This window comes from Streptomyces sp. NPDC051214 (assembly GCF_040682375.1).
Taxonomy (GTDB): domain Bacteria; phylum Actinomycetota; class Actinomycetes; order Streptomycetales; family Streptomycetaceae; genus Streptomyces.
Genome location: NZ_JBFBAT010000002.1, coordinates 348,381 through 370,538 on the forward strand (window position 1 = coordinate 348,381; position 22,158 = coordinate 370,538).

At 71.4% G+C, this 22,158-nt stretch carries 17 protein-coding genes; 11 read left to right on the forward strand and 6 right to left on the reverse strand.

What is annotated here, in order from left to right; all coding sequences use genetic code 11:
- Positions 1–65 precede the first annotated feature (65 nt).
- The 3 genes from AB0M70_RS06005 to AB0M70_RS06015 all read right to left on the reverse strand — a co-directional run bounded on the left by AB0M70_RS06005 (position 66) and on the right by AB0M70_RS06015 (position 1,864).
- Complete coding sequence (locus AB0M70_RS06005) at positions 66–386, reverse strand: heavy-metal-associated domain-containing protein (protein WP_365816812.1); 321 nt, start codon at positions 384–386, stop codon at positions 66–68.
- Between the two features lie 133 nt (positions 387–519).
- Positions 520–717 carry a MarR family transcriptional regulator gene (locus tag AB0M70_RS06010; protein WP_365816814.1) on the reverse strand — a complete coding sequence of 66 codons (198 nt, stop codon included), beginning with the start codon at positions 715–717 and terminating at the stop codon, positions 520–522.
- 247 nt (positions 718–964) lie between these two features.
- The gene (locus tag AB0M70_RS06015) at positions 965–1,864 is read right to left on the reverse strand and encodes a sugar phosphate isomerase/epimerase (RefSeq protein ID WP_365816816.1); all 900 of its coding nucleotides are present in this window, start codon (positions 1,862–1,864) and stop codon (positions 965–967) included.
- 199 nt (positions 1,865–2,063) lie between these two features.
- Here AB0M70_RS06015 and iolC point away from each other — a divergent pair, with 199 nt between their 5' ends.
- The 8 genes from iolC to AB0M70_RS06055 all read left to right on the forward strand — a co-directional run bounded on the left by iolC (position 2,064) and on the right by AB0M70_RS06055 (position 13,770).
- Positions 2,064–2,999 carry a 5-dehydro-2-deoxygluconokinase gene (gene iolC / locus AB0M70_RS06020; protein ID WP_365817574.1) on the forward strand — a complete coding sequence of 312 codons (936 nt, stop codon included), beginning with the start codon at positions 2,064–2,066 and terminating at the stop codon, positions 2,997–2,999.
- On the forward strand, positions 2,992–3,873 hold the full coding sequence (locus tag AB0M70_RS06025) for a deoxyribose-phosphate aldolase (RefSeq protein WP_365816819.1): 882 nt from the start codon (positions 2,992–2,994) through the stop codon (positions 3,871–3,873). Before iolC ends, AB0M70_RS06025 begins: the two co-directional genes overlap by 8 nt.
- A 9-nt stretch (positions 3,874–3,882) precedes the next feature.
- On the forward strand, positions 3,883–4,698 hold the full coding sequence (gene iolB, locus AB0M70_RS06030; RefSeq protein ID WP_365816821.1) for a 5-deoxy-glucuronate isomerase: 816 nt from the start codon (positions 3,883–3,885) through the stop codon (positions 4,696–4,698).
- A gap of 16 nt (positions 4,699–4,714) precedes the next feature.
- Complete coding sequence (gene iolD / locus AB0M70_RS06035) at positions 4,715–6,589, forward strand: 3D-(3,5/4)-trihydroxycyclohexane-1,2-dione acylhydrolase (decyclizing) (RefSeq protein ID WP_365816823.1); 1,875 nt, start codon at positions 4,715–4,717, stop codon at positions 6,587–6,589.
- 24 nt (positions 6,590–6,613) lie between these two features.
- Complete coding sequence (gene mmsA, locus AB0M70_RS06040; protein ID WP_365816825.1) at positions 6,614–8,116, forward strand: CoA-acylating methylmalonate-semialdehyde dehydrogenase; 1,503 nt, start codon at positions 6,614–6,616, stop codon at positions 8,114–8,116.
- A gap of 196 nt (positions 8,117–8,312) precedes the next feature.
- Positions 8,313–10,967, forward strand: coding sequence for an alpha/beta fold hydrolase (locus AB0M70_RS06045; protein WP_365816827.1), 2,655 nt, complete (start codon positions 8,313–8,315; stop codon positions 10,965–10,967).
- Between the two features lie 35 nt (positions 10,968–11,002).
- On the forward strand, positions 11,003–11,863 hold the full coding sequence (locus tag AB0M70_RS06050) for an ABC transporter permease (protein WP_365817576.1): 861 nt from the start codon (positions 11,003–11,005) through the stop codon (positions 11,861–11,863).
- A gap of 230 nt (positions 11,864–12,093) precedes the next feature.
- Complete coding sequence (locus tag AB0M70_RS06055; RefSeq protein ID WP_365817578.1) at positions 12,094–13,770, forward strand: von Willebrand factor type A domain-containing protein; 1,677 nt, start codon at positions 12,094–12,096, stop codon at positions 13,768–13,770.
- Positions 13,771–13,783: 13 nt separating this feature from the next.
- On the opposite strand, the gene AB0M70_RS06060 is transcribed toward AB0M70_RS06055, so the two are convergent.
- The 3 genes from AB0M70_RS06060 to AB0M70_RS06070 form a co-directional block, all read right to left on the reverse strand.
- Positions 13,784–15,505 (reverse strand): hypothetical protein, encoded by a 1,722-nt coding sequence (locus tag AB0M70_RS06060; protein WP_365816829.1) that lies wholly within the window; start codon positions 15,503–15,505, stop codon positions 13,784–13,786.
- A gap of 158 nt (positions 15,506–15,663) precedes the next feature.
- Positions 15,664–16,887, reverse strand: coding sequence for an acyl-CoA dehydrogenase family protein (locus AB0M70_RS06065; RefSeq protein ID WP_365816831.1), 1,224 nt, complete (start codon positions 16,885–16,887; stop codon positions 15,664–15,666).
- 39 nt (positions 16,888–16,926) lie between these two features.
- Entirely contained in the window at positions 16,927–17,397 is a 471-nt protein-coding gene (locus AB0M70_RS06070) for an SCP2 sterol-binding domain-containing protein (RefSeq protein ID WP_365816833.1), read from the reverse strand.
- A gap of 69 nt (positions 17,398–17,466) precedes the next feature.
- On the opposite strand from AB0M70_RS06070, the gene AB0M70_RS06075 reads away from it, so the two are divergent.
- From AB0M70_RS06075 to AB0M70_RS06085, 3 genes are all read left to right on the forward strand, one after another.
- Positions 17,467–18,141, forward strand: a complete 675-nt coding sequence (locus tag AB0M70_RS06075; RefSeq protein ID WP_365816835.1) for a TetR/AcrR family transcriptional regulator — start codon at positions 17,467–17,469, stop codon at positions 18,139–18,141.
- Positions 18,142–18,339: 198 nt separating this feature from the next.
- The gene (locus tag AB0M70_RS06080; protein WP_365816837.1) at positions 18,340–20,349 is read left to right on the forward strand and encodes an AMP-dependent synthetase/ligase; all 2,010 of its coding nucleotides are present in this window, start codon (positions 18,340–18,342) and stop codon (positions 20,347–20,349) included.
- Positions 20,346–22,154, forward strand: a complete 1,809-nt coding sequence (locus AB0M70_RS06085; protein WP_365816839.1) for a GMC family oxidoreductase — start codon at positions 20,346–20,348, stop codon at positions 22,152–22,154. Before AB0M70_RS06080 ends, AB0M70_RS06085 begins: the two co-directional genes overlap by 4 nt.
- Positions 22,155–22,158: the final 4 nt, after the last annotated feature.

Sequence of the window (22,158 nt, forward strand, 5' to 3'; positions counted from 1 at the left end):
GGGGTGAAGCGGCTGCGGGCCCTGTGACGGTGTCACAGGGCCCGGGGTACCCGGCAGGGGGTGGGTCAGGCCTTGCTGACACCGGCGAGCTCGTAGCCCGCCTCGTCGACCGCGGCGCGGACCGCGGCCTCGTCGAGCGGGGCCTCGGAGACCACGGTCACCAGGCCGGTGGCGGCCACCGCCTTGACGGAGCTGACGCCGGCGATCTCCGAGATCTCCTCGCTGACGGCACCCTCGCAGTGACCACAGGTCATGCCGGTCACCTCGTACACGGTCGTCACGGCGCCCTGCGGCGTCCCGGCGGCGCCGTCGGAGTGGCAGGAACCGCTGGGGGAGCAGCAGGAGCCGGTGGTCTCGGCCTGCGGGAGCTCGGTCTGGGCGCTCATGTCGTTCTCCTCGATGAGGGTGCGGCGTGTGTGCGTGCCTGTATATGCGTCGTAATGTGCAGGAGTGGTCCCGGTGTTCCCGGAGACCTCCTGACACTCACCACTGTATACCCCTAGGGGGTACTCCTCAAGGTCAGTCTCTGCGCCCGCGGTTGCGGGGCCTCGCGGCGACCCAGGCCCGGATGGTGTCCGCGTACCAGTAGGGCTTCCCGGACTCCACGTGGTCGGGGTCGGGGAGCAGGCCGTGCTTGCGGTAGGAGCGCACGGTGTCGGGCTGCACCCGGATGTGTGCGGCGATGTCCTTGTAGGACCAGAGCTTGCGGTCGGTCATCAGTGGCACCTCCCTGCGATCGCCGCAGGGGCGGCTCGGGAAGAGCCGTCGGGGGAGCTGCGGCGTGACGCTGGCGATCAACTCAGCCTGTTCCCGGAGAACGACGCGGAGTGACCACCGGAGGGCGGCTGTCGACCGGCTGTGACGAGGAGCCCGCGTATACGGGACATGTGTGACAGAAAGAGGTTCTTTGTGACGCGTGTGATGCGAAAGCGGGCCGGAGGAGGCGAACCGGAGGAAGCGGGAACTAGGCGCCGCAGGAACGCAGATAGGAGCGGGTGCGCCGGGCGATGGGCAGCGGCTTGTCCGGCGGGCACGGGTACATGTCCTGCTCGACGATGGCGAACAGGTCGACGCCCAGCTTCTGGGCCGCTGCGAGGACCGGCTCGATCGCGGGTACCCCGGTCGGCGGCTCGCACATCACGCCACGGGCCACGGCGGGCCCGAACGGCATCTCCTGCGCGCGCACTTCGGCCAGGACGGCCGGGTCGACCTGCTTGAGGTGCAGATAGCCGATGCGCTCGCCGTACGTCTCGATCAGCTTGACGTTGTCGCCGCCGCAGTAGGCGTAGTGGCCCGTGTCCAGGCAGAGCGAGACGAGGTCGGGGTCGGTCGCGTCGAGGAAGCGGGTGACGTTGGCCTCGTCGTCGATGTGCGTGTCGGCGTGCGGATGGACGACCACGCGCAGGCCGTACCGCTCGCGCACCTCGTGCGCCAACCGCTCGGTCTGGCGCGTGAGCTGACGCCACTGCTCCGGGGTGAGCGTGCGGTCCTCCAGGACCTCGCCGGTCTTGTCGTCGCGCCAGAAGGAAGGGATGACGACGAGATGCTCGGCGCCCATCGCCTGGGTGAGCGCGGCGTTCTCGGCCACATGCGCCCACGTCTTGTCCCAGACGGCGGGGCCGTGGTGCAGGCCCGTGAAGACCGTCCCGGCCGACACCTTCAGGCCACGTTTGTGGGTCTCGGCCGTCAGCACGGCCGGATCGCTCGGCAGATAGCCGTACGGCCCGAGCTCGATCCACTCGTACCCGGAGTCCGCCACCTCGTCGAGGAAGCGGCTCCAGGGGACCTGGCCCGGGTCCTCGGGGAACCACACCCCCCACGAGTCGGGTGCCGAACCGATCCGGATGCGTGACAGCGTCGTCATGTCTTCAAGCTTTCAGGCCGCCGCGGAACGGTGTCAAGGAGTGGTCCGAATGTAAGGACAATGTGTTGACAGGGGTGATGGGGCGGAATAGACCTAGGGGTGGCCTCAAGGGGGCGATGTCGAGAGGGAGTGCAGGGTGACCGATCCGTACGACGTCAGCGATCCGCGCGGCGTCAGCGATCCGTACGACGTGATCACGATGGGCCGGATCGGGGTGGATCTGTATCCCCTGCAGGCCGGGGTGGCCCTCGCCGACGTCAGCACGTTCGGCAAGTTTCTGGGCGGCTCCGCGACCAACGTCGCCGTCGCCGCGTCCCGGCTCGGCCGCCGCGTCGCGCTGGTCACCCGCACCGGCGCCGACCCCTTCGGGGACTATCTGCACCGGGAGCTGCGGGAGTTCGGTGTCGACGACCGGTGGGTGAGCCCGGTCGCCGGACTGCCGACCCCGGTGACCTTCTGCGAGGTCTTCCCGCCGGACGACTTCCCGCTCTACTTCTACCGGCAGCCCAAGGCGCCCGACCTGGAGATGTACGACAAGGAGCTCGACCTGGACGCGATCGCGTCCGCCCGGGTGTTCTGGATGACGGGCACGGGGCTCTGCGCGGAGCCCAGCAGGTCGACGACGCTGGCCGCGCTGCGCCACCGGGCGAAGGCGGGACTCACCGTCTTCGACCTCGACTGGCGGCCGATGTTCTGGGAGCGGGCCGAGGAGGCGCGGGGCTTCTACGCCCAGGCGCTCGCGCAGGCCACCGTCGCGGTCGGCAACCTGGACGAGGTCGAGGTCGCCACGGGCGTGCGGGAACCGGAAGCCGCCGCCCACGCGTTGCTGGACTCCGGCGTCGAACTCGCCGTCGTCAAGCAAGGCCCCGCGGGGGTCCTGGCGATGAACCGCGCGGGCGAGCGCGCGCAGGTGCCGCCGCTGCCCGTGACGGTGCTCAACGGCCTCGGCGCCGGGGACGCCTTCGGCGGGGCGCTGTGCCACGGGCTGCTCGCGGGCTGGGAGTTGGAGCGGATCATGCGGTACGCGAACGCGGCGGGGGCGATCGTCGCCTCCCGGCTCGAGTGCTCCTCCGCGATGCCGTTCCCTGACGAGGTCGAGGCGGCCCTCGCGGCGGGAGCCGTGGCGCATGATTGACCTCGCCGAACTCATCCGCGTCAGGGCGGCGCACCCCGAGGCCATAGCCGAGGCCGCCGCCCGGCGCGTCCGGCGTCCGCTGCTCGGCGACAGCGGGCGGCTCATGATCATCGCCGCTGACCATCCCGCCCGGGGCGCCCTCTCCGTGGGCGGGGACCGGCTGGCCATGGCGCACCGCGGGGACCTGCTCGAACGGCTCTGTCTCGCGCTCTCGCGGCCCCGCGTGGACGGCGTGCTCGCCACCGCCGACATCCTCGAGGACCTCCTGCTGCTCGGCGTCCTCGACGGCAAGGTCGTCATGGGGTCGATGAACCGGGGCGGGCTCGCGGGAGCCTCGTTCGAGCTGGACGACCGGTTCACGGGCTACCGGGCCGAGGACATCGACCGGCTCGGGTTCGACGCCGGCAAGCTCCTGCTGCGGGTCGACTACGAGGACTCCGGGTCGCTCGACACGCTGCACTCCAGCGCCCGCGCCGTCGACGCCATGGCCGCCCGCAAGCTGCCCGTCTTCGTCGAGCCGTTCCTCTGCCGCCGCGCCCCCGAGGGCGGGCCGCCGCGCAACGACCTGAGCGCCGAGGCCGTCACCACGTCCATCGCCATTGCCTCGGGGCTCGCCGGGACATCGGCGTACACCTGGCTGAAGGTCCCGGTGACCGAGAATCCGGACGACATGGCGCGCGTCATGGAGACCTCGACCCTGCCCGCCGTCCTCCTGGGAGGTGACCTCGGTGACGACAGCGACGCCGCGTACGAGAAGTGGCGCGGGGCGCTGCAACTGCCCACCGTGCACGGCCTCGTCGCGGGGCGCACGCTGCTGTACCCGGCGGACGGCGACGTGGCGGGCGCCGTCGACACCGCTGTCGGACTGCTGTAGGAGGGCCACATGACGTACGTACCGAAGGGCAGTGCGGCCGATGGGCCGTACGCCGTCGAACTCGACCCGAAGCGGTCCGGTCTGGTCTATTCCGCGCTGCGCGTGGTCGACATCGAACCCGGCGCCACCCACTCCTTCGCCACCGGGGAGAGTGAATGGATCGTGCTCCCGCTGACCGGCGGCTGTACGGTGCACGCAGAAGGCGAGATCATTGAACTGCTGGGCCGTCGGAGTGTGTTCAGCGGGGTGAGCGACTTCGCCTACGTGCCTCGTGACGCCCAGATCCAGATCGCCTCCGGCGCGGGAGGCCGCTTCGCCCTGGCAGGAGCGAAGTGCGAGCGTCGACTCCCCGCCCGCTACGGCTCCGCGCCGGAGGTTTCCGTCGAGCACCGCGGCAGCGGCACCTGCGCCCGCGAGGTCCGCAACTTCGCGTCCGCCGACGCCTTCGACTGCGACCGCCTCATCGCCGTCGAGGTGATCACGCCCGGCGGCAACTGGTCCTCGTACCCGCCGCACAAGCACGACGAGCACCGTCCCGGTGTCGAGGCCGAGCTCGAAGAGATCTACTACTTCGAGATCGAGCCCGGGGAAGAGGGACAGGAAGGCTTCGGCTACCAGCGGGTCTTCCCCTCCCGCCCCGGCGGCACCGACGTCCTGGCCGAGGTCCGGACGGGGGACGCCGTGCTCGTCCCCGACGGCTGGCACGGCCCGTCGATCGCCCAGCCGGGGCACAGCATGTACTACCTGAACGTGATGGCCGGTCCCGGCGAGGAGCGGGAGTGGCGGATCTGCTTCCACCCCGACCACACGGAGGGATACCGATGACAGTGGAGGCCAAGCGATGACCACGAACAGGCTGACCACCGCGCAGGCCCTGGTCCGCTTCCTGTCCCGGCAGTTCACCGAGCGCGACGGCGAGCGGCAGCGGCTGATCGGCGCCACCTGGGGCATCTTCGGGCACGGCAACGTGGCGGGCATCGGCCAGGCGCTCGTCGAGTACGCCGACGACATGCCCTTCCACCAGGGGCGCAACGAACAGGCCATGGTGCACGCCGCCGTCGGGTACGCCCGCCAGTCCGGCCGTCTGTCCACGCACGCCGTCACCACCTCCATCGGGCCCGGCGCCACCAACCTGGTGACCGGCGCCGCGCTCGCGACCATCAACCACCTGCCCGTCCTCCTCCTGCCGGGCGACATCTTCGCGACCCGCCCCGCCGACCCGGTGCTCCAGCAGCTCGAAGTGCCGTACGCGGGCGACGTGTCGGTGAACGACTGCCTGCGCCCGGTGTCGAAGTACTTCGACCGCGTGACCCGCCCCGAGGCCCTGATCCCGGCCGCGCTCGCCGCGATGCGCGTCCTGACGGACCCGGCGGACACCGGCGCGGTCACGCTCGCGCTTCCGCAGGACGTGCAGGCGGAGGCGTACGACTGGCCGCAGGAGTTCTTCGCGGAGCGGGTGTGGGGCGTACGCCGTCAGGCACCCGATCCGCGCGAGCTGGACGCCGCCGCACGGGCCGTGCGCGCGGCGCGGCGCCCGCTGATCGTCGCGGGGGGCGGAGTCCACCACAGCGCGGCCGAGGAGGCGCTGCGGGGCCTCGCGGACGCGACCGGCATCCCCGTCGCCTCCACCCAGGCCGGGAAGGGCTCCCTGCGGTTCGACCACCCCGCGGACGTCGGCGGCATCGGGCACACGGGCACGCCCACGGCCGACGAACTCGCCCGCACCGCCGACCTGGTGATCGGCGTCGGCACCCGCTACAGCGACTTCACCACCGCGTCCCACACCCTCTTCACCGAGCCCGCCGTGCGCTTCCTGAACCTCAACATCACCGCGTACGACGGCCACAAGATGGCGGGCACGCCCCTGATCGCCGACGCGCGCGCCGGCCTGCAGGCGCTGACCGGAGCCCTGGAGGGGTGGCGCGTGCCGCCCGCCTACGTCGCCGAGTACACCGAGGACAAGGCCCGCTGGGAGCATCGCGTCGACGCGGCGTACGCGGCCGACGAACCCGACGTACGGCCCACGCAGCTCCAAGTGCTCGGCCTCCTTGACGAGTTGGTCACGGACGAGGACGTGCTCATCAACGCGGCGGGCTCGCTCCCCGGAGATCTCCACAAGCTGTGGAGGACGCGCTCGCCCCGGCAGTACCACGTCGAGTACGGCTACTCCTGCATGGGATACGAGATCCCCGCCTCGATCGGCGTCGCGCTCGCGGCGCCGGGCCGCCCGGTCTGGGCGCTGGTGGGCGACGGGACGTATCTGATGATGCCCACCGAAATCGTCACGGCCGTCCAGGAGAACATTCCGGTCAAGGTCGTGATCCTGCAGAACCACGGGTACGCGTCCATCGGCGGGCTCTCCGAGTCCGTGGGCGCCGAGCGGTTCGGCACGGCCTACCGCTACCGGGAGGCGGACGGCACGTACACCGGCGCCCCCCTGCCGGTGGATCTCGCGGCCAACGCGGCCTCGCTCGGGATGCGGGTGATCCGCGCCAGAACAGTGGCTGACCTGCGGGATGCCCTCGCGGACGCGCGGGCGGCCGACGGCCCCACATGTGTCTACGTGGAGACGGAAACGGCAGACACAGTGTCGCCCCCGCCCCCGGCGCAGGCGTGGTGGGATGTGCCCGTGGCTGAGACCGCGGACCGACCGTCGGCGGTCAAGGCCAGGAAAGAGTACGACCGGCACGTCTCAGCCCGACGCCGCCACCTGTGAGATGTGAGAGTAGGGATGCTTGTCATGACGAAGACCGTCAACCACTGGATCGGTGGCAAGACTGTCGAGGGCGCGTCGGGTACGTACGGTCAGGTGACCGACCCGGCGACCGGCGCCGTCACCACGCAGGTCGCCTTCGCCGACGTGGACGAGGTGGACGCCGCCGTCGCCTCCGCGCGCGAGGCCTACGCCACGTGGGGCAAGTCGTCGCTCGCCAAGCGCACCTCGGTCCTCTTCGCCTTCCGCGCGCTCCTGGACGCCAACCGTGACGCGATCGCCGAGCTGATCACCGCCGAGCACGGCAAGGTGCACTCGGACGCGCTCGGCGAGGTCGCCCGTGGCCTGGAGATCGTGGACCTCGCCTGCGGGATCACGGTCCAGCTCAAGGGCGAGCTGTCGACGGAGGTTGCCTCGCGCGTGGACGTGTCGTCCATCCGCCAGCCGCTCGGTGTCGTCGCGGGCATCACGCCGTTCAACTTCCCGGCCATGGTGCCGATGTGGATGTTCCCGCTGGCCATCGCGTGCGGCAACACCTTCGTGCTGAAGCCCTCGGAGAAGGACCCCTCGGCCGCGCTGAAGATCGCGGAGCTGCTGAGCGAGGCCGGCCTGCCGGACGGCGTCTTCAACGTCGTGCACGGCGACAAGGTGGCCGTCGACCGCCTCCTGGAGCACCCGGACGTGGCGGCCGTCTCCTTCGTCGGCTCCACGCCGATCGCCCGCCACATCCACACCACCGCGACCGCCAACGGCAAGCGCGTCCAGGCGCTCGGCGGCGCCAAGAACCACATGCTGGTCCTGCCGGACGCGGACCTCGACGCGGCGGCCGACGCGGCCGTCTCGGCGGCGTACGGCTCGGCGGGCGAGCGCTGCATGGCCATCTCGGCCGTCGTGGCGGTCGGCTCCATCGGTGACGAGCTGGTCGCGAAGATCAAGGAGCGGGCCGAGAAGATCAAGATCGGCCCCGGCAACGACCCGACGTCGGAGATGGGCCCGCTGATCACCGCCGCCCACCGCGACAAGGTCGCCTCGTACGTCACCGGGGCCGCGGCCGAGGGCTGCGAGGTCGTCCTCGACGGCACGGGCCACACGGTCGAGGGCTTCGAGGACGGCCACTGGATCGGCCTCTCGCTCCTGGACCGCGTGCCGGTGACGGCCGCCGCGTACAAGGACGAGATCTTCGGCCCCGTCCTGTGCGTCCTGCGCGTCGACACGTACGAGGAGGGTGTGGCGCTGATGAACGCCTCGCCCTTCGGCAACGGCACCGCGATCTTCACGCGGGACGGCGGCGCCGCGCGGCGCTTCCAGCTGGAGATCGAGGCGGGCATGGTCGGCGTGAACGTCCCGATCCCGGTGCCGGTCGGCTACCACTCCTTCGGTGGCTGGAAGGACTCCCTGTTCGGAGATCACCACATCTACGGAAATGACGGGACGCACTTCTACACCCGCGGCAAGGTCGTCACGACCCGCTGGCCGGACCCGTCGGACGCGCCGGAGGGCGTGGACCTGGGGTTCCCGCGGAACCACTGAGGGCGGGGCGGCCGGCCATGGGGGTCCCCCCTGCTCCTTGAGAGCTTGGGGGAGTTTGAGGACATCCGTGCGGGGCACGAGGGCCTGCCGTACCGCATCCGTGGTACGGCTCGCTCGTGTCCTACTCCTCAGGTAGGCAAGCGGGTTCAGACCACCGGCTGCCTCGTATGTCAGCCCTCGCCCGTACGGTTGACACATGGATCTACGACTGCCCAGGCGCAGACTGCTTGCCGCCGCGGCCGCCCTCGCCATCCTGGCGGGGGCCGGCACGTGGACGGCGGCGGCCTCGGACGACGGGCCCGCCGTGCACCGTGAGGACCGCCTCATGGAGATGCCCGGCGTGGACAAAACGGGCGGCGCGAAGATCGACACCTCGTACTTCACCGCGGGCGACCCGGACACGAGGCGCCCCGCCGTCCTCATCGGCCACGGCTTCGGCGGCAGCAAGAACGACCTGCGCGCCCAGGCCGAGGACCTGGCCGAAAAGGGATACGCGGTCCTGACCTGGTCGGCCCGCGGCTTCGGCAAGTCCACCGGCAAGATCGGCCTGAACGACCCGAAGGGCGAGGTCGCCGACGCCCGCCGCCTGATCGACTGGCTGGCGAAGCGCCCCGAGGTGCAGCTGGACAAGAAGGGCGACCCCCGCGTCGGCATGACCGGCGCCTCGTACGGCGGCGCGGTCTCCCTCCTGGCCGCCGGGTACGACGACCGGGTGGACGCCATCGCCCCCCAGATCACGTACTGGAATCTGAGCGACGCGCTCTTCCCGAACGGCGTCTTCAAGAAGCTGTGGGCCGGGCTCTTCATCAACACCGGCGGCGGCTGCGAGCGCTTCGAGAAGCAGCTGTGTGAGATGTACAACCGCGTCGCGGAGGCCGGGAAGCCGGACGCCGCCGCGCAGAAGCTCCTCACCGCCCGCAGCCCCGAGGCCGTCGGCGACCGCATCGACGTGCCCGCCCTGCTCTTCCAGGGGCAGACCGACTCCCTCTTCCCGCTCGGCCAGGCCGACCGCATCTCCCGGGCCATCCGCGGCAACCACGCGCCCGTGTCCGTCGACTGGATCTCGGGCGGCCACGACGGCGGCGACCGCGAGACGGGCCGGGTGGAGGCCCGCATCGGCTCCTGGTTCGACCGCTACCTGAAGGACGACAAGGGCGCCGACACCGGCCCCGCCTTCCGCGTGACCCGCACCGGAGGCATCGACTCCACCGACGGCGCCGCGCAACTGCGCGGCGCGAGCGGCGACCGGTACCCCGGCCTGGAGAGCGGGCAGCGGAAGATCGCGCTCAGCGGGCGCGACCCGCAGCGCGTCGAGAACCCCGCGGGCGCCGCGCCGCCCGCCATCTCCGCGCTCCCCGGCGCGGGCGGCGGCGGCCTCAACCAGCTCTCCTCGCTCGGCGTCGGCGTCTCCCTCGACTTCCCCGGCCAGCACGCCGCGTTCCAGTCGGCGCCCTTCAAGGACGACCTGCGGATCACCGGATCACCGAAGGTGCGGGTGCACGTCAAGTCCGACAGCGAGGACGCCGTGCTCTTCGGCAAGGTGTACGACGTCGGGCCCGGCGGCGGCCAGAAGGTGCTGCCCTCGCAACTGGTCTCGCCGATTCGCGTGGAGGGCGCGAAGGCGGGCAAGGACGTCACCCTCACCCTGCCCGCCGTCGACCACGACGTGCAGAAGGGCCACCGCCTGCGCCTCGTCCTCGCCTCGACGGACCTGGGCTACGCCTCCCCGGCGAAGCCCGCCACGTACACGGTGTCCGTGAAGAGCGACCTGGCGGTCCCGACGGCGCCCGGCGTGAAGACGGCGGCGGCCCCGCTGCCCGCCTGGGTGTGGTGGCTCCCCGCGGCCGCAGCGGTCATCGCGGTACTGCTCCTGGTCACCGCCAGGCGCCGCACGTCGGCACCGGCACCGGACCCGCAGCTCGCCGAAGTCCCCCTGGTCATCACGGACTTGAGCAAGCGCTACGCCAAGTCGACCGACCGTTACGCGGTCCGTGACCTCTCCTTCGGCGTCGAGAAGGGCCAGGTGCTCGGCCTCCTCGGCCCGAACGGCGCGGGCAAGACGACCACCCTGCGCATGCTCATGGGCCTGATCCGGCCCGACGCGGGCGAGATCCGCGTCTTCGGCCAGGCGATCAGGCCCGGTGCCCCGGTCCTCTCCCGGGTCGGCGCGTTCGTCGAGGGCGCGGGCTTCCTGCCGCACCTCTCAGGCCGCGAGAACCTGGAGCTGTACTGGAAGGCCACCGGGCGCCCCGCCGAAGACGCCCGCATGGACGAGGCGCTGGAGATCGCCGGGCTCGGCGACGCGCTCGCCCGCGCGGTGCGCACGTACTCGCAGGGTATGCGGCAGCGGCTCGCCATCGCCCAGGCGATGCTCGGCATGCCGGACCTGCTGATCCTCGACGAACCGACCAACGGCCTCGACCCGCCACAGATCCGCGAGATGCGCGAGGTGATGATCCGGTACGCGCGAGGCGGCCGCACGGTCATCGTCTCCAGCCATCTCCTCGCCGAGGTCGAGCAGTCCTGCACCCACCTGGTGGTCATGGACCGCGGCCGGCTGATCCAGGCCGGCCCGGTCGCCGAGATCGTCGGCTCCGGGGACACGCTCCTGGTGGGCCTCGCGGACGCCGTCTCCGACCCCATGGTCGACAAGGTGGCCGCCCTGCCCGGCGTCGCGTCGGCGGTCCGCGCGGACGGCGGCCTCCTCGTACGCCTGGACGGCACGGAGGCAGGCAGCGCGGCACGGCTGCTGCCCGAACTGGTGCGCCTGGAGCTGCCGGTGGAGTCCATGGGCCCGCACCGGCGCCTCGAGGACGCGTTCCTGACCCTGATCGACGGAGGCACCGCATGAGCGCCACAGCCACGGGGCCCGGCACGGAGCCGGGCATGCATCCGGGCACGCAGCGCGCCACGGCTCCCGGCTACCGCCCCGGCCGCACGCTGCCGCTGCGGGTCGAGGCGGTGCGCCAACTGAAGCGGCGCAGGACCTTGGTCATGGCGGGGGTAATGACCCTGCTGCCTTTCGTGCTCGTCGCGGCGTTCGCCATCGCCGGTTCGCCGGAGTCCCGGAGCGGCCGGGTGACGCTGATGGACACGGCCACGGCCTCCGGCGGGAACTTCGCGGCGACGTGCCTGTTCGTCTCCGCCGGTTTCCTCCTGGTCATCCCCGTCGCGCTGTTCTGCGGGGACACGGTGGCCTCGGAGGCAAGCTGGTCGTCCCTGCGCTACCTGCTGGCGGCTCCCGTCCCACGGGCCCGCCTCCTGTGGTCGAAGCTGGCCGTAGCGCTCGGCCTCAGCGCGGCGGCGATGATCCTGCTCCCACTGGTCGCCCTCGCGGTCGGGACGGTGGCCTACGGCTGGGGCCCACTGGAGATCCCGACCGGCGGCACCCTGCCCGCCGGTACGGCAGCGCAGCGCCTGGTGATCGTCGTGGCGTACATCTTCGTCTCCCAACTGGTCACGGCCGCCCTCGCGTTCTGGCTCTCGACGAAGACGGACGCGCCCCTGGGCGCGGTGGGCGGCGCGGTCGGCCTGACCATCGTCGGCAACGTCCTGGACGCGGTGACGGCACTGGGCGCCTGGCGCGACTTCCTCCCCGCGCACTGGCAGTTCGCCTGGGCGGACGCGATCCAGCCGAAGATGGAGTGGAACGGAATGATCCAGGGCTCCGCAGTCTCGGTGGCGTACGCACTGGTCCTGTTCGCGTTGGCGTTCCGCGGGTTCGCGCGGAAGGACGTGGTGTCGTGAGGGAGCTCTGACGGCCCCTCACCCTCCGGCCGCGTGGCGAACTACAGCCAGACCGGAGGTCTTTCAGCCCGTCCGGCGTTTGAGGACGAACTCGGCGGAGCCGGTGACCGAGGCGGCCAAGGCCCAGGGGCCCGTTCCCGCATTGAGACTCTTCCGCAATCCTCCCGAGCGAGCGTTCACCCCACCCCCCGCGTCACAGTCATGTGAACCGACGACGCGAGGGGGCCGGGATGCGGGTGCGGATGCGGATGCGGACCTGGAAAGTACGGCGGGGGCTGCTCGCCGCAGCCGTGGCGGGCGGGATCCTGCTCACCGGCTGCAGCTCCGGCGCCGAGAACACGGACGGGGCCGCCGACAAGAGCGGAAGGGAGCGGCGAGGCACGGCTCCGCTGCCCGCGCCGGGCCCCGCCTCGCCCGGCACCGGCGACGCGGCCACCCCCGGAGAGCAACAGGACGAAAAGGGGCGCGGTTTCACCCCGCGCCCCGACTACCTCTCCACGTTCGCCCTGGACGTGGACACCGCCTCCTACGGCTACGCCCGCCGCACCCTCGCCGAAGGCCGCCTCCCGGACCCGGCGACCGTACGCCCCGAGGAGTTCGTCAACAGCTTCCGCCAGGACTATCCGCGCCCCGACGGCGACGGTTTCTCGGTGAACGTGGACGGCGCCCGTACCGAGGACGACGACTGGTCCCTGATGCGGGTGGGCCTCGCCACCCGCGGCGACACGTCGGACGGTGAACGCCCGCCCGCCGCCCTCACCTTCGTGATCGACGTCTCCGGTTCGATGGCGGAGCCCGGCCGGCTCGACCTGGTCAAGGAATCGCTCGCGATCATGACCGACGAGCTCCGCGCCGACGACTCCGTCGCGCTCGTCACCTTCAGCGACAGCGCGGAGACCATGCTGCCCATGACCCGCCTCGGCGACCACCGCGGCAAGGTGCACTCGGCCATCAGCGCCATGGAACCCACCCAGTCCACCAACCTGGAGGCGGGCGTCCGCACGGGGTACGACACCGCGGTGGGCGGAAGGCGCGACGGCGCGACCAACCGCGTGGTGCTCCTCTCCGACGCCCTCGCCAACACCGGAGAGACCAGCGCCGACGCCATCCTGGAGCGCATCTCCGACGCCCGCCGCGAACACGGCATCACCCTCTTCGGGGTCGGCGTCGGCAGCGACTACGGCGACGCCCTGATGGAACGCCTCGCCGACAAGGGCGACGGCCACACCACGTACGTGTCCGACTCCGAGGAGGCCCGCAAGGTCTTCTGCGAGCAGCTCCCCGCCCACATCGAGCTGCGGGCCCGCGACGCGAAGGCGCAGGTCGCCTTCGACCCGCGGACCGTCAAGCAGTTCCGGCTCATCGGCTACGACAACCGCGCGGTCGCCGACGACGACTTCCGCGACGACAGCGTGGACGGCGGCGAGGTCGGTCCCGGACATACGGTGACCGCGCTGTATGCCGTACGGATGAGGCCGGGCGAGTCCGGGCATGTGGCGACGGCCAGCGTCCGCTGGCTCGACCCCGACAGCCGTGTCCCGCACGAGGAGTCGAACGAGATCGAGTCCGGGGACATGGAAGGCGGCCTGTGGGACGCCGACCGCGGCCTGCGCACCGCGGCGGTCGCCGCCTACTTCGCGGACGGGCTGCGGCACGGCACCGGCACGACGGGCGACGCCCCCGAGCCGCTGTCCACCTCCACCGGTTCACCCTCCCGGGAGCCCCTGCCGGGCGCGCGCTCCCTGGCCGAACTGGCAGGCAAAGCAGATGAGTTGTCATCGGACACCGACGGCGACAAGTCCCTGCGTGACCTCGCGACCGCCGTCCGCCAGGCGGACCGCCTGACCGGCGGCTCCGGCCACGGCGGCGGAGAAGAGGACGACGGCGAGATCACCGGCGGCCTCTAGGGTCAGCGGGACCCTAGCGCCGACCGCAGAGCTGACGCTCGGCCCGCACTGGGTCGTTGGGGAAGCGGAACGAGGTGCGCTCCCAGACGCCGGTGACGTTGCGCAGGAACCTGCCGGGCGTCATCGGGTCCCGCGTCGCCGCCCGCAGCTCGGCCAGCGGACCGCAGTCGAGCGCACGCCGGGCGGCGGCCACACCCGCCGGGTCGAGGCCCTCGGGGAAGGGGCCACGGCCACGGTCGGCGAAGATCCACGTGTCCGGCAGCCGCTTGTCGTGGCCCACCCGGCCGTCGATGCGCTCGGAGTGCGCGGCCAGCGGATAGGCGAGCCCGATCGGGTCGAGGGCGGCGCCGTCCAGGGGCACCACGGTCCCGCTGAAGCCGAGGGTGCTGTAGACGCCGGTGATCGTGGGGGAGTTGGCGCCGGCGGGGGTCCTGGCGAGGAACAGGGCGGGCGTGCCCGCACGGTCGGCCTCGCGGACGAGACGGGCGTACGCGACGTTGCTCGGGTAGCCCGCGAAGTCGTGGTGGAGGGGGTGGGCCGCCGCGTTCTGCTGGACGTACACACCGCGCTCGTCCGCGACGCCGCCGGGCCCGATCCGCCCCTCGTACGGAATCCGCAGCCAGCTCGCGCAGGCCACGGCCCAGATCCCGACGCCCACCGTGGCGATGGTCCACGCGCGCGTGCAGGGCACCAGGAAGACCGGCAGGAGCATGAGGAGCAGCCCCGGCAGGAACATCCGGCCGTGCATGAAGTCGCCGCCCACCTTGATGACGTAGGCCCAGCAGAGGAGCCCCGCGACGACGGGCGCGAGCGCGGGGACGAGGGAGGCGGCGTCCCGCCGGACGGCCGTGGCGGGTAGCAGCGCGGCGAGCAGGAACAGCGCGGGCACCCAGAGGAGATACGGCCCGGCGAAGTCCGCGAGATAGTCGAACCCGCGCCCCCACAGGCTCTGCGAGGCCTCCTTGGTCACCCCGGGCAGCGGCATCAGCTGCCCGTAGTACCCGATCCGGAAGATCTCGTACGCGACCGGCAGCGCGAGGGCCGCTCCCAGACCGCCGAAGGCGGCCCGCCGCGAGGGCCGCGCCATCAGCCACTGCGCACCGAGGAAGACGGCGGACACGAGCGCCAGGTCGGGCCGCACGAGAGGGCCGAGACCCAGGACCACGCACGTGCCGAGCGACCGGGCCCGGGTCACCAGGAGGAGCCAGGCGCCCGCGATCCAGCAGGTGGCGAGCCCCGTCTCCAGGCCCGATGTGGCGAAGTCCCAGACGGGCGGCAGCGCGAGCAGGACGAGGCAGCCGAGGGGAAGGACCGCCTGGGTCGTGTTGGTCGTGCCGTTCGCGTGGCGTGCGTACAACCGCAGCGCCCCGAGCGAGGCGAGCGCGAACCCGGCCGCGGTCAGCAGCAGCCCGCCGTACATCGCGGCCCTGGCGATGTCGAGGCCCGGCAGCCCCGCGAGCACGAGCAGCCACTGCCAGAGGGTGCCGGTGGAGGACTCGGCGCGTTCGCCCGCGTTGAAGACGGGGCCGTTGCCGGCCAGGATCTGCCGGACCGTGCGGACGTAGATGTGCCCGTCGTCGGACATCCAGCGCCGCTGGAACCCGGCGAACGCGACGACACAGGCCGGCAGCAGACAGAGGACGCCGCGCCAGAGCCTGCGCCCGGCGTCGCTTCGGCTGTTGATCAGCCCGAGGACGGCGTCGGGCTCACGGAGGGAGAGGTGCGTCGACGTCATGATCTTTTCATCGGCGCAGCTCAGGTGAGGCTTGAGGGATTTTCAGCCTGTCCGGCGTTTGAGGACGAACTCGGCGGAGCCGGTGATCCGTGGGGCGCGAGGCTTCGGGCCCGCGGCTTGCTCACCGCACGCCGCGTCAGCGAATCCGCCGCCCCCCCTCAGCGGATCTGCCGCCCCGAGATGGCCCGTGCGATCACCAGACGCTGGATCTCGCTCGTCCCCTCGAAGATCGTGTAGATCTTCGCGTCCCGGTACATCCGCTCCACCGGATGCTCCCTGCTGTACCCCGCGCCCCCCAGCACCTGCACCGCCTTCTCGGTCGCCGAAACGGCCAGCTCACCGGCCCGCAGCTTGGACATCGAGCCCTGCCCCGCGTCGAACGCCTTGTCGTTGCGCGCCATCCACGACGCCTGCCAGATCAGCAGCCGCACGGCCTCGATCTCGGTCCGCAGGTCGGCGAGCGCGAAGGCGATGGACTGGTTCTCGATGATGGGGCGGCCGAAGGCGACCCGGGAGCCCGCGTAGTCGAGTGCGTACTCGTACGCGGCCCGCGCGATGCCCAGCGCCTGCGCCCCCACCGTCGGGCGGCTCACCTCGAAGGTCGCCATGGCGGCCTGCGCGCGGCCTCCGGAACCGGATGTGGTCCCCTCACGGGCCCGCGCGAGCCGGGCGTCGAGGCGCTCCTTGCCGCCGAGCAGACAGTGCCCGGGAACGCGTACGTCGTCCAGGAAGACATCCGCGGTGTGCGAGGCCCTGAGCCCCAACTTCTTGATCTTCTTGGCACCTTCGAGACCGCGTGTGCCGGGCGGCACGATGAAGGCCGCCTGCCCCCGCGAGCCCAGCGAGGGGTCGACGGAGGCGACCACCACATGGACGTTCGCGATGCCGCCGTTCGTGATCCACGCCTTCTGGCCCGACAGGGTCCACTCGTCGCGTGCCTCGTCGTACGTCGCGCGCGTCCGCATCGCCGACACGTCCGAGCCCGCGTCGGGCTCGGAGACGCAGAACGCCGCGACCTTGGGGTCGTCCTCGTCGCCGAAGCACTGCGGCACCCACTCGGCGAGCTGATCGGGCGTGCCCGCCGAGAAGATCCCGGCGACCGCGAGCGACGTGCCGAACAGAGCCATCCCGATGCCCGCGTCGCCCCAGAACAGCTCCTCGTTGGCGATCTGCAGCGAGAGCCCGCTGGGGTCGCCGAACAGGTCGGCCAGGGACTCGAATCCGTACAGGCCGATCTTCGCGGCCTCCTGGATGACGGGCCAGGGCGTCTCCTCGCGCTCGTCCCACTCGGCGGCCGCCGGCCGCACCACGTCGGCGGCGAAGCCGTGCACCCAGCCGCGCAGATCCCGCTGTTCCTCGGTCAGTTCGAGCGAGAAGGCCATGCTGTGCTCCCTTCAGGGGGTCGGTCCAGACGTACGGGGTCAGGCCTTCGGGATGTCGAAGTAGCGGGTCAGACCGGCGGCGAACGCCACATCGCCCACGATCTTGAGCTTGCGCATCATGAACATCGTCACGGGGCTCGCGTTGCCGGAGACCAGCTTGAGGAACTCGGCGTCGGCCATCACGAGCGTGACGCGCGGCTCGGCGTCCGAACGGCCCTCGCGGACGGCGCAGGTGCCCCGGGAGATCTCCGTCTCGTAGACGGCCTCGTCGACCCCGGTGATCTTCCAGCGGATGAGCGCCTCGACGGTGCCCGCGGCCTCCGGCTTGAACTGCCGGCCCATCCGCCCGAACACCTCCTCCAGGACGCGGGCGCGCAGTTCGGCGTCCTGGGCGATCGCGGTGATCTCCTTGCCGGAGAGCCCCTTCACGATCTTCGCGAACTCCTCGGGGGTGACGCTCGCGAAGTCCAGTCCGGCCAGGCCCTCGGGGCCGCCGATGCCGTCCGCCATGGCGATCTCCTTACTCAAGAGTAAACTTACTAAAGGGTAAGGTAGCTCCGAGTCTGGGAGGCTGCAAGGGTGACGGTCAACGGGAGAACTGAGGGACGACGAAAGCGCGTTCCGCGCCAGGAGCGCGAGCAGCAGATCATCGATGTGGCGGTGACGGTCTTCGCCAAGCGCGGCTACCACGCCGCGTCCGTGGACGAGATCGCCGAACTGGCCGGGATCTCCAAGCCGATGGTCTATCTCTATCTCGACTCCAAGGAGGGGCTTTTCCTCGCCTGCCTGCGGCGCGAGGCCGACCGCCTGGTCGCCGCGTTCCAGGATGCGGCACGGGCCGGCGGCGAAGCGCCCGAACTGCGCCTGCACGCGGGTCTTTCGGCGTTCTTCGCCTTCGTCGCCGAGCATCGCGACAGCTGGGTCGTGCTGCACCGCCAGGCGTCGGAGCTGAGCGAGGCGATCGCGTCCGCCGTCGCCGACGCCCGGCGTGCGGTGATGGCGGAGGTCGCGGGCCTGGTCTGGGACGGCATCGCGCAGAATCCGGGCGGGTCCCAACTGGACGACGAGGACGCCGACTTCGTGGCGCACGCGCTGGTCGGCGCGGCGGACTCGCTCACCGACTGGATGGGCGGCCATCCCGGGCAGTCGCCGGAGGGGGTCACCCTGCGGCTGATGAACATGGTGTGGGTGGGGATGGGGCGGGTCCTCGAGGGGGAGGTGTGGGTGCCGGGGGGCGGCTCCTCCTCGGGGTGAGCGCTCCCCTCTCCCCGGTTCTTGTCATCCGGGTGCGGGTGGCTCGCTGATTTCTCTGCCGCCCAACCCATTGAACTTTCCCTACGCGTGGGTAAGTTGACCTCCCAGTAAGTACGCACCGCATCACCTCTGCACGTCAGTCGCCAGGCACGTCAGTTGCTAGGCACGTCAGTCGGTAGCCGGGAGCCGGGAGTCGTCATGGGCGTACGCAAGGATCTGAAACGGGCGCAACGCCACCGTGGCCTCGCGGAGCGCGCCACGGTGGCGATCGTCCGGGACGAGCACGGCACCGTGCGCGAGGCACGCACCGCCCCGCTCGCGGCCAGGCCCACCGCGGGCAGCACCGCCGACATCCCCTTCACCAACGCCGCCGAGGCGCCCGGCGCCATCGTCCTGCGCCGCAAGCAGGGCGACCAGTGGCGTCCGGTCACCGCGGCGGCCTTCGCGCAGGAAGTCACCGCCACGGCGAAGGGGCTGATCGCGGCCGGGCTCCAGCCGGGCGGCCGGGTCGCGCTGATGTCCCGTACGCGCTACGAGTGGGCCGTACTGGACTTCGCGATCTGGGCGGCGGGCGGGCAGACCGTGCCCGTGTACGCCACATCGGCGGCGGAACAGATCGAGTGGATCGTGCGGGACTCCGGCGCGACGCTGCTGATCGCGGAGACAGCGGAGAACGTCGCGACGGCCCAGGCGGCGGCCGCGGATCTCCCCGACCCGCCGCGCCTTCTCTGCGTCGACGACGGCGCCCTGCGCGAACTGGCGGACATGGGCGCGGAGTTGTCCGACGAGGAAGTGACCAAGCGCAGGTCCGCCCTCACCCCGGACTCGATCGCCACCCTCTGCTACACGTCCGGCACGACCGGCAAGCCCAAGGGCTGCGTCCTGACCCACGCCAACCTGCACGCCGAGGCCGCGAACACCGTCGACCTGCTGCATCCCATCTTCAAGGAGATCACGGGACAGGTCGCCTCCACGCTCCTCTTCCTGCCGCTCGCCCACATCCTGGGCCGCACCATCCAGATCGCGTGCATGCTCGCCCGCATCGAACTTGGCCACTGCCCGAGCATCAAGCCGGACGAACTGCGGCCCGAACTGCGTTCGTTCAGGCCGACGTTCGTCGTCGGCGTCCCGTACCTCTTCGAGAAGATCCACGACACGGGGCGCGCGACCGCGGAGAAGATCGGGCGCGGCGCGTCCTTCGACCGGGCCGAGGGGATCGCGGTGCGGTTCGGGGAGGCGTACCTGAACAAGTTCCTCGACGCGGGGGCGGGCGAGGGGCAGGGGGAGGGCGAGGCACAGGGGAAGGGCGAGGAGCAGGTAAAGGCGAAGGGGAAAGGCACGCGTGCCCCCGGCCCTTCCCTCGGGCTCTACCTCGGCTGGGCGCTGTACGAACTGCTGGTCTACCGCCGCATCCGCAAGGAGGTCGGCGGCAGGCTGCGCTACGCCATCAGCGGCGGCTCGCCCCTCGACCGGCGCCTGAACCTCTTCTTCTACGCCGCCGGAATCATCATCTACGAGGGGTACGGCCTGACGGAGACCACGGCCGCCGCGACCATCACGCCACCGCTCAAGCCACGGCCCGGGACGGTGGGCCTTCCGGTGCCGGGCACCGCCATCCGCATCGCGGACGACGGGGAGGTGCTCATCAAGGGCGGCATCGTCTTCGGCTCGTACTGGAACAACCCGGCCGCGACGGACGCCGTGCTGCGGGACGAGTGGTTCGCCACCGGTGACCTGGGTGCGCTCGACGGCGACGGCTACCTGACGATCACCGGCCGCAAGAAGGACATCATCGTCACGTCCGGGGGCAAGAACGTCTCCCCGGCGATCCTGGAGGACCGGCTGCGCAGCAGGGCGCCGGTCGGACAGTGCATCGTCGTCGGCGACAACCGTTCGTACGTCGCCGCGCTCATCACCCTGGACCCGGAGGCCGTCGAGCACTGGCTCGCCGTGCGCAAGCGCCCGAAGGACACCCCGCTCGCCGAACTGTGCCGGGACCCGAAGATGATCGCGGAGATCCAGAAGGCCGTGGACTACGCGAACGAGGCGGTGTCGCGGGCCGAGTCGATCCGCAAGTTCTCCCTCGTCGAGGGCGAGTTCACGGAGGACAACGGCCTGCTCACCCCCTCCCTGAAGATCAAACGGCACGCGGTGGCGGCGGCGTACAAGGACGAGATCGAGGCGCTCTACGGCGAGTCCGCACGGTGAGCGGCGAGCCTGACGGGGGTGAGGGCGCCTTCGACTTCGACGTACTGGTGGTCGGTTCGGGCTTCGGCGGTTCGGTGGCCGCCCTGCGCCTGACCGAGAAGGGCTACCGGGTCGGCGTCCTGGAGGCGGGGCGCCGCTTCACCCGCGACTCGCTGCCCCGGCACTCCTGGGACCTGCGGAACTACCTCTGGGCTCCGGCCCTCGGTCTCTACGGCCTCCAGCGCATCCACCTCCTGCGCAACGTCATGGTCCTCGCGGGCGCCGGGGTGGGCGGCGGCTCGCTGAACTACGCGAACACCCTCTACGTACAGCCGCCCGCCTTCTTCCGGGACAAACAGTGGGCGGGCATCACCGACTGGCAGGCGGAACTCGCCCCGTACTACGACCAGGCCCGGCGCATGCTCGGCGTACGCCAGAACCCGACCATGACCGAGGCGGACGAGCACCTGCGGGCCGCGGCGGACCGGATGGGCGTGGCGGACACCTTCCGGCTGACGCCTGTGGGCGTGTTCTTCGGCGACGGGGCGGACGCGGGCGGCTGTGGGGCGGCCGGGGCGGCTGGGGTCAGTGGCGGTACCGGCGGCGCCACCGGCTCCAGTCCTTCAACGGCCGGGGCGCGCACGGAAGTTCCCGATCCGTACTTCGGCGGGGCCGGACCCTCGAGGGCGGCCTGCACCGAGTGCGGATCGTGCATGACGGGCTGCAAGGTAGGCGCCAAGAACACGCTCACCGAGAACTACCTGTACCTGGCAGAGCGAGCGGGCGCGGAGATCCGCGCGATGACGACGGTGGTCTCGGTGCGGGAGGTGGCGGGGGGCCACGAGGTGGTGACGGTCCCCACGAACAGGCGCCGCAGAGGTGGCCGCACCGTGCTGCGGGCCCGCCACGTCGTCCTCGCGGCGGGCACGTACGGCACCCAGACCCTCCTGCACCGCATGAAGGACGAGGGGCTGCTGCCGGGCCTCTCCGACCGCCTCGGCAGACTCACCCGCACCAACTCCGAGGCGCTGGTGGGCGCGGTCACCTTCCCGCGCCGCTACCGCAAGAAACACGGCGCCGGCCGCCCCCTGGACTTCACGCGAGGCGTCGCCATCACCTCGTCGATCCACCCGAACCCCACCACCCACATCGAGAACGTCCGCTACGGCAAGGGCTCCAACCTGATGGCGCTGATCTGCGTCCCGCAGTACAGCCGGAACCTCCCCAAGCCGCTGGCCGCCGTCCTCGCCTTCCTCACCCACCCCGTGCTCGTGGCGCGCGTGGCGTCGACGCACCGCTGGTCGGAGCGCACGATCATCGGCCTCGTCATGCAGACCCACGACAACTCCCTCACCACCCGCCTGGGACGCCGCCGCCTGCTGACGGCCGAACAGGGGCACGGCGCGCCCAACCCCGTGCACATCGCGGAGGGCTGGGAGGCGGCGGGCCTGGTGGCGGAACGCATCAACGGCTTCGCGGGAACGAACCTGGGCGAGCTCCTCGACAAACCCCTGACGGCACACTTCCTGGGCGGCTGCCCGATCGGCGCATCACCGGACGAAGGCGTCATCGACCCGTACCACCGCCTCTACGGCCACCCGGGGATCTCCGTGGTCGACGGCTCGGCGATCTCCGCGAACCTGGGAGTGAACCCCTCCCTGACGATCACAGCCCAGGCAGAACGAGCCATGGCCCACTGGCCCAACAAGGACACCCCGGACACCCGCCCACCCCCAGGCACGCGGTACGCGCGCGTGCGGGCCGTAACCCCACAAAGCCCCACGGTCCCAAAGGGGGCTTTCGGGGAGCTGCGACTACCGGAGTGAGCCC

Bases quoted from the DNA above. Each gene is read 5' to 3' on its own strand.
- AB0M70_RS06005 (WP_365816812.1), bottom strand. From the start codon at position 386: ATGAGCGCCCAGACCGAGCTCCCGCAGGCCGAGACCACCGGCTCCTGC.
- AB0M70_RS06010 (WP_365816814.1), bottom strand. From the start codon at position 717: ATGACCGACCGCAAGCTCTGGTCCTACAAGGACATCGCCGCACACATC.
- AB0M70_RS06015 (WP_365816816.1), bottom strand. From the start codon at position 1,864: ATGACGACGCTGTCACGCATCCGGATCGGTTCGGCACCCGACTCGTGG.
- iolC (WP_365817574.1), top strand. From the start codon at position 2,064: ATGGGCCGGATCGGGGTGGATCTGTATCCCCTGCAGGCCGGGGTGGCC.
- AB0M70_RS06025 (WP_365816819.1), top strand. From the start codon at position 2,992: ATGATTGACCTCGCCGAACTCATCCGCGTCAGGGCGGCGCACCCCGAG.
- iolB (WP_365816821.1), top strand. From the start codon at position 3,883: ATGACGTACGTACCGAAGGGCAGTGCGGCCGATGGGCCGTACGCCGTC.
- iolD (WP_365816823.1), top strand. From the start codon at position 4,715: ATGACCACGAACAGGCTGACCACCGCGCAGGCCCTGGTCCGCTTCCTG.
- mmsA (WP_365816825.1), top strand. From the start codon at position 6,614: ATGACGAAGACCGTCAACCACTGGATCGGTGGCAAGACTGTCGAGGGC.
- AB0M70_RS06045 (WP_365816827.1), top strand. From the start codon at position 8,313: ATGGATCTACGACTGCCCAGGCGCAGACTGCTTGCCGCCGCGGCCGCC.
- AB0M70_RS06050 (WP_365817576.1), top strand. From the start codon at position 11,003: ATGCATCCGGGCACGCAGCGCGCCACGGCTCCCGGCTACCGCCCCGGC.
- AB0M70_RS06055 (WP_365817578.1), top strand. From the start codon at position 12,094: ATGCGGGTGCGGATGCGGATGCGGACCTGGAAAGTACGGCGGGGGCTG.
- AB0M70_RS06060 (WP_365816829.1), bottom strand. From the start codon at position 15,505: ATGACGTCGACGCACCTCTCCCTCCGTGAGCCCGACGCCGTCCTCGGG.
- AB0M70_RS06065 (WP_365816831.1), bottom strand. From the start codon at position 16,887: ATGGCCTTCTCGCTCGAACTGACCGAGGAACAGCGGGATCTGCGCGGC.
- AB0M70_RS06070 (WP_365816833.1), bottom strand. From the start codon at position 17,397: ATGGCGGACGGCATCGGCGGCCCCGAGGGCCTGGCCGGACTGGACTTC.
- AB0M70_RS06080 (WP_365816837.1), top strand. From the start codon at position 18,340: ATGGGCGTACGCAAGGATCTGAAACGGGCGCAACGCCACCGTGGCCTC.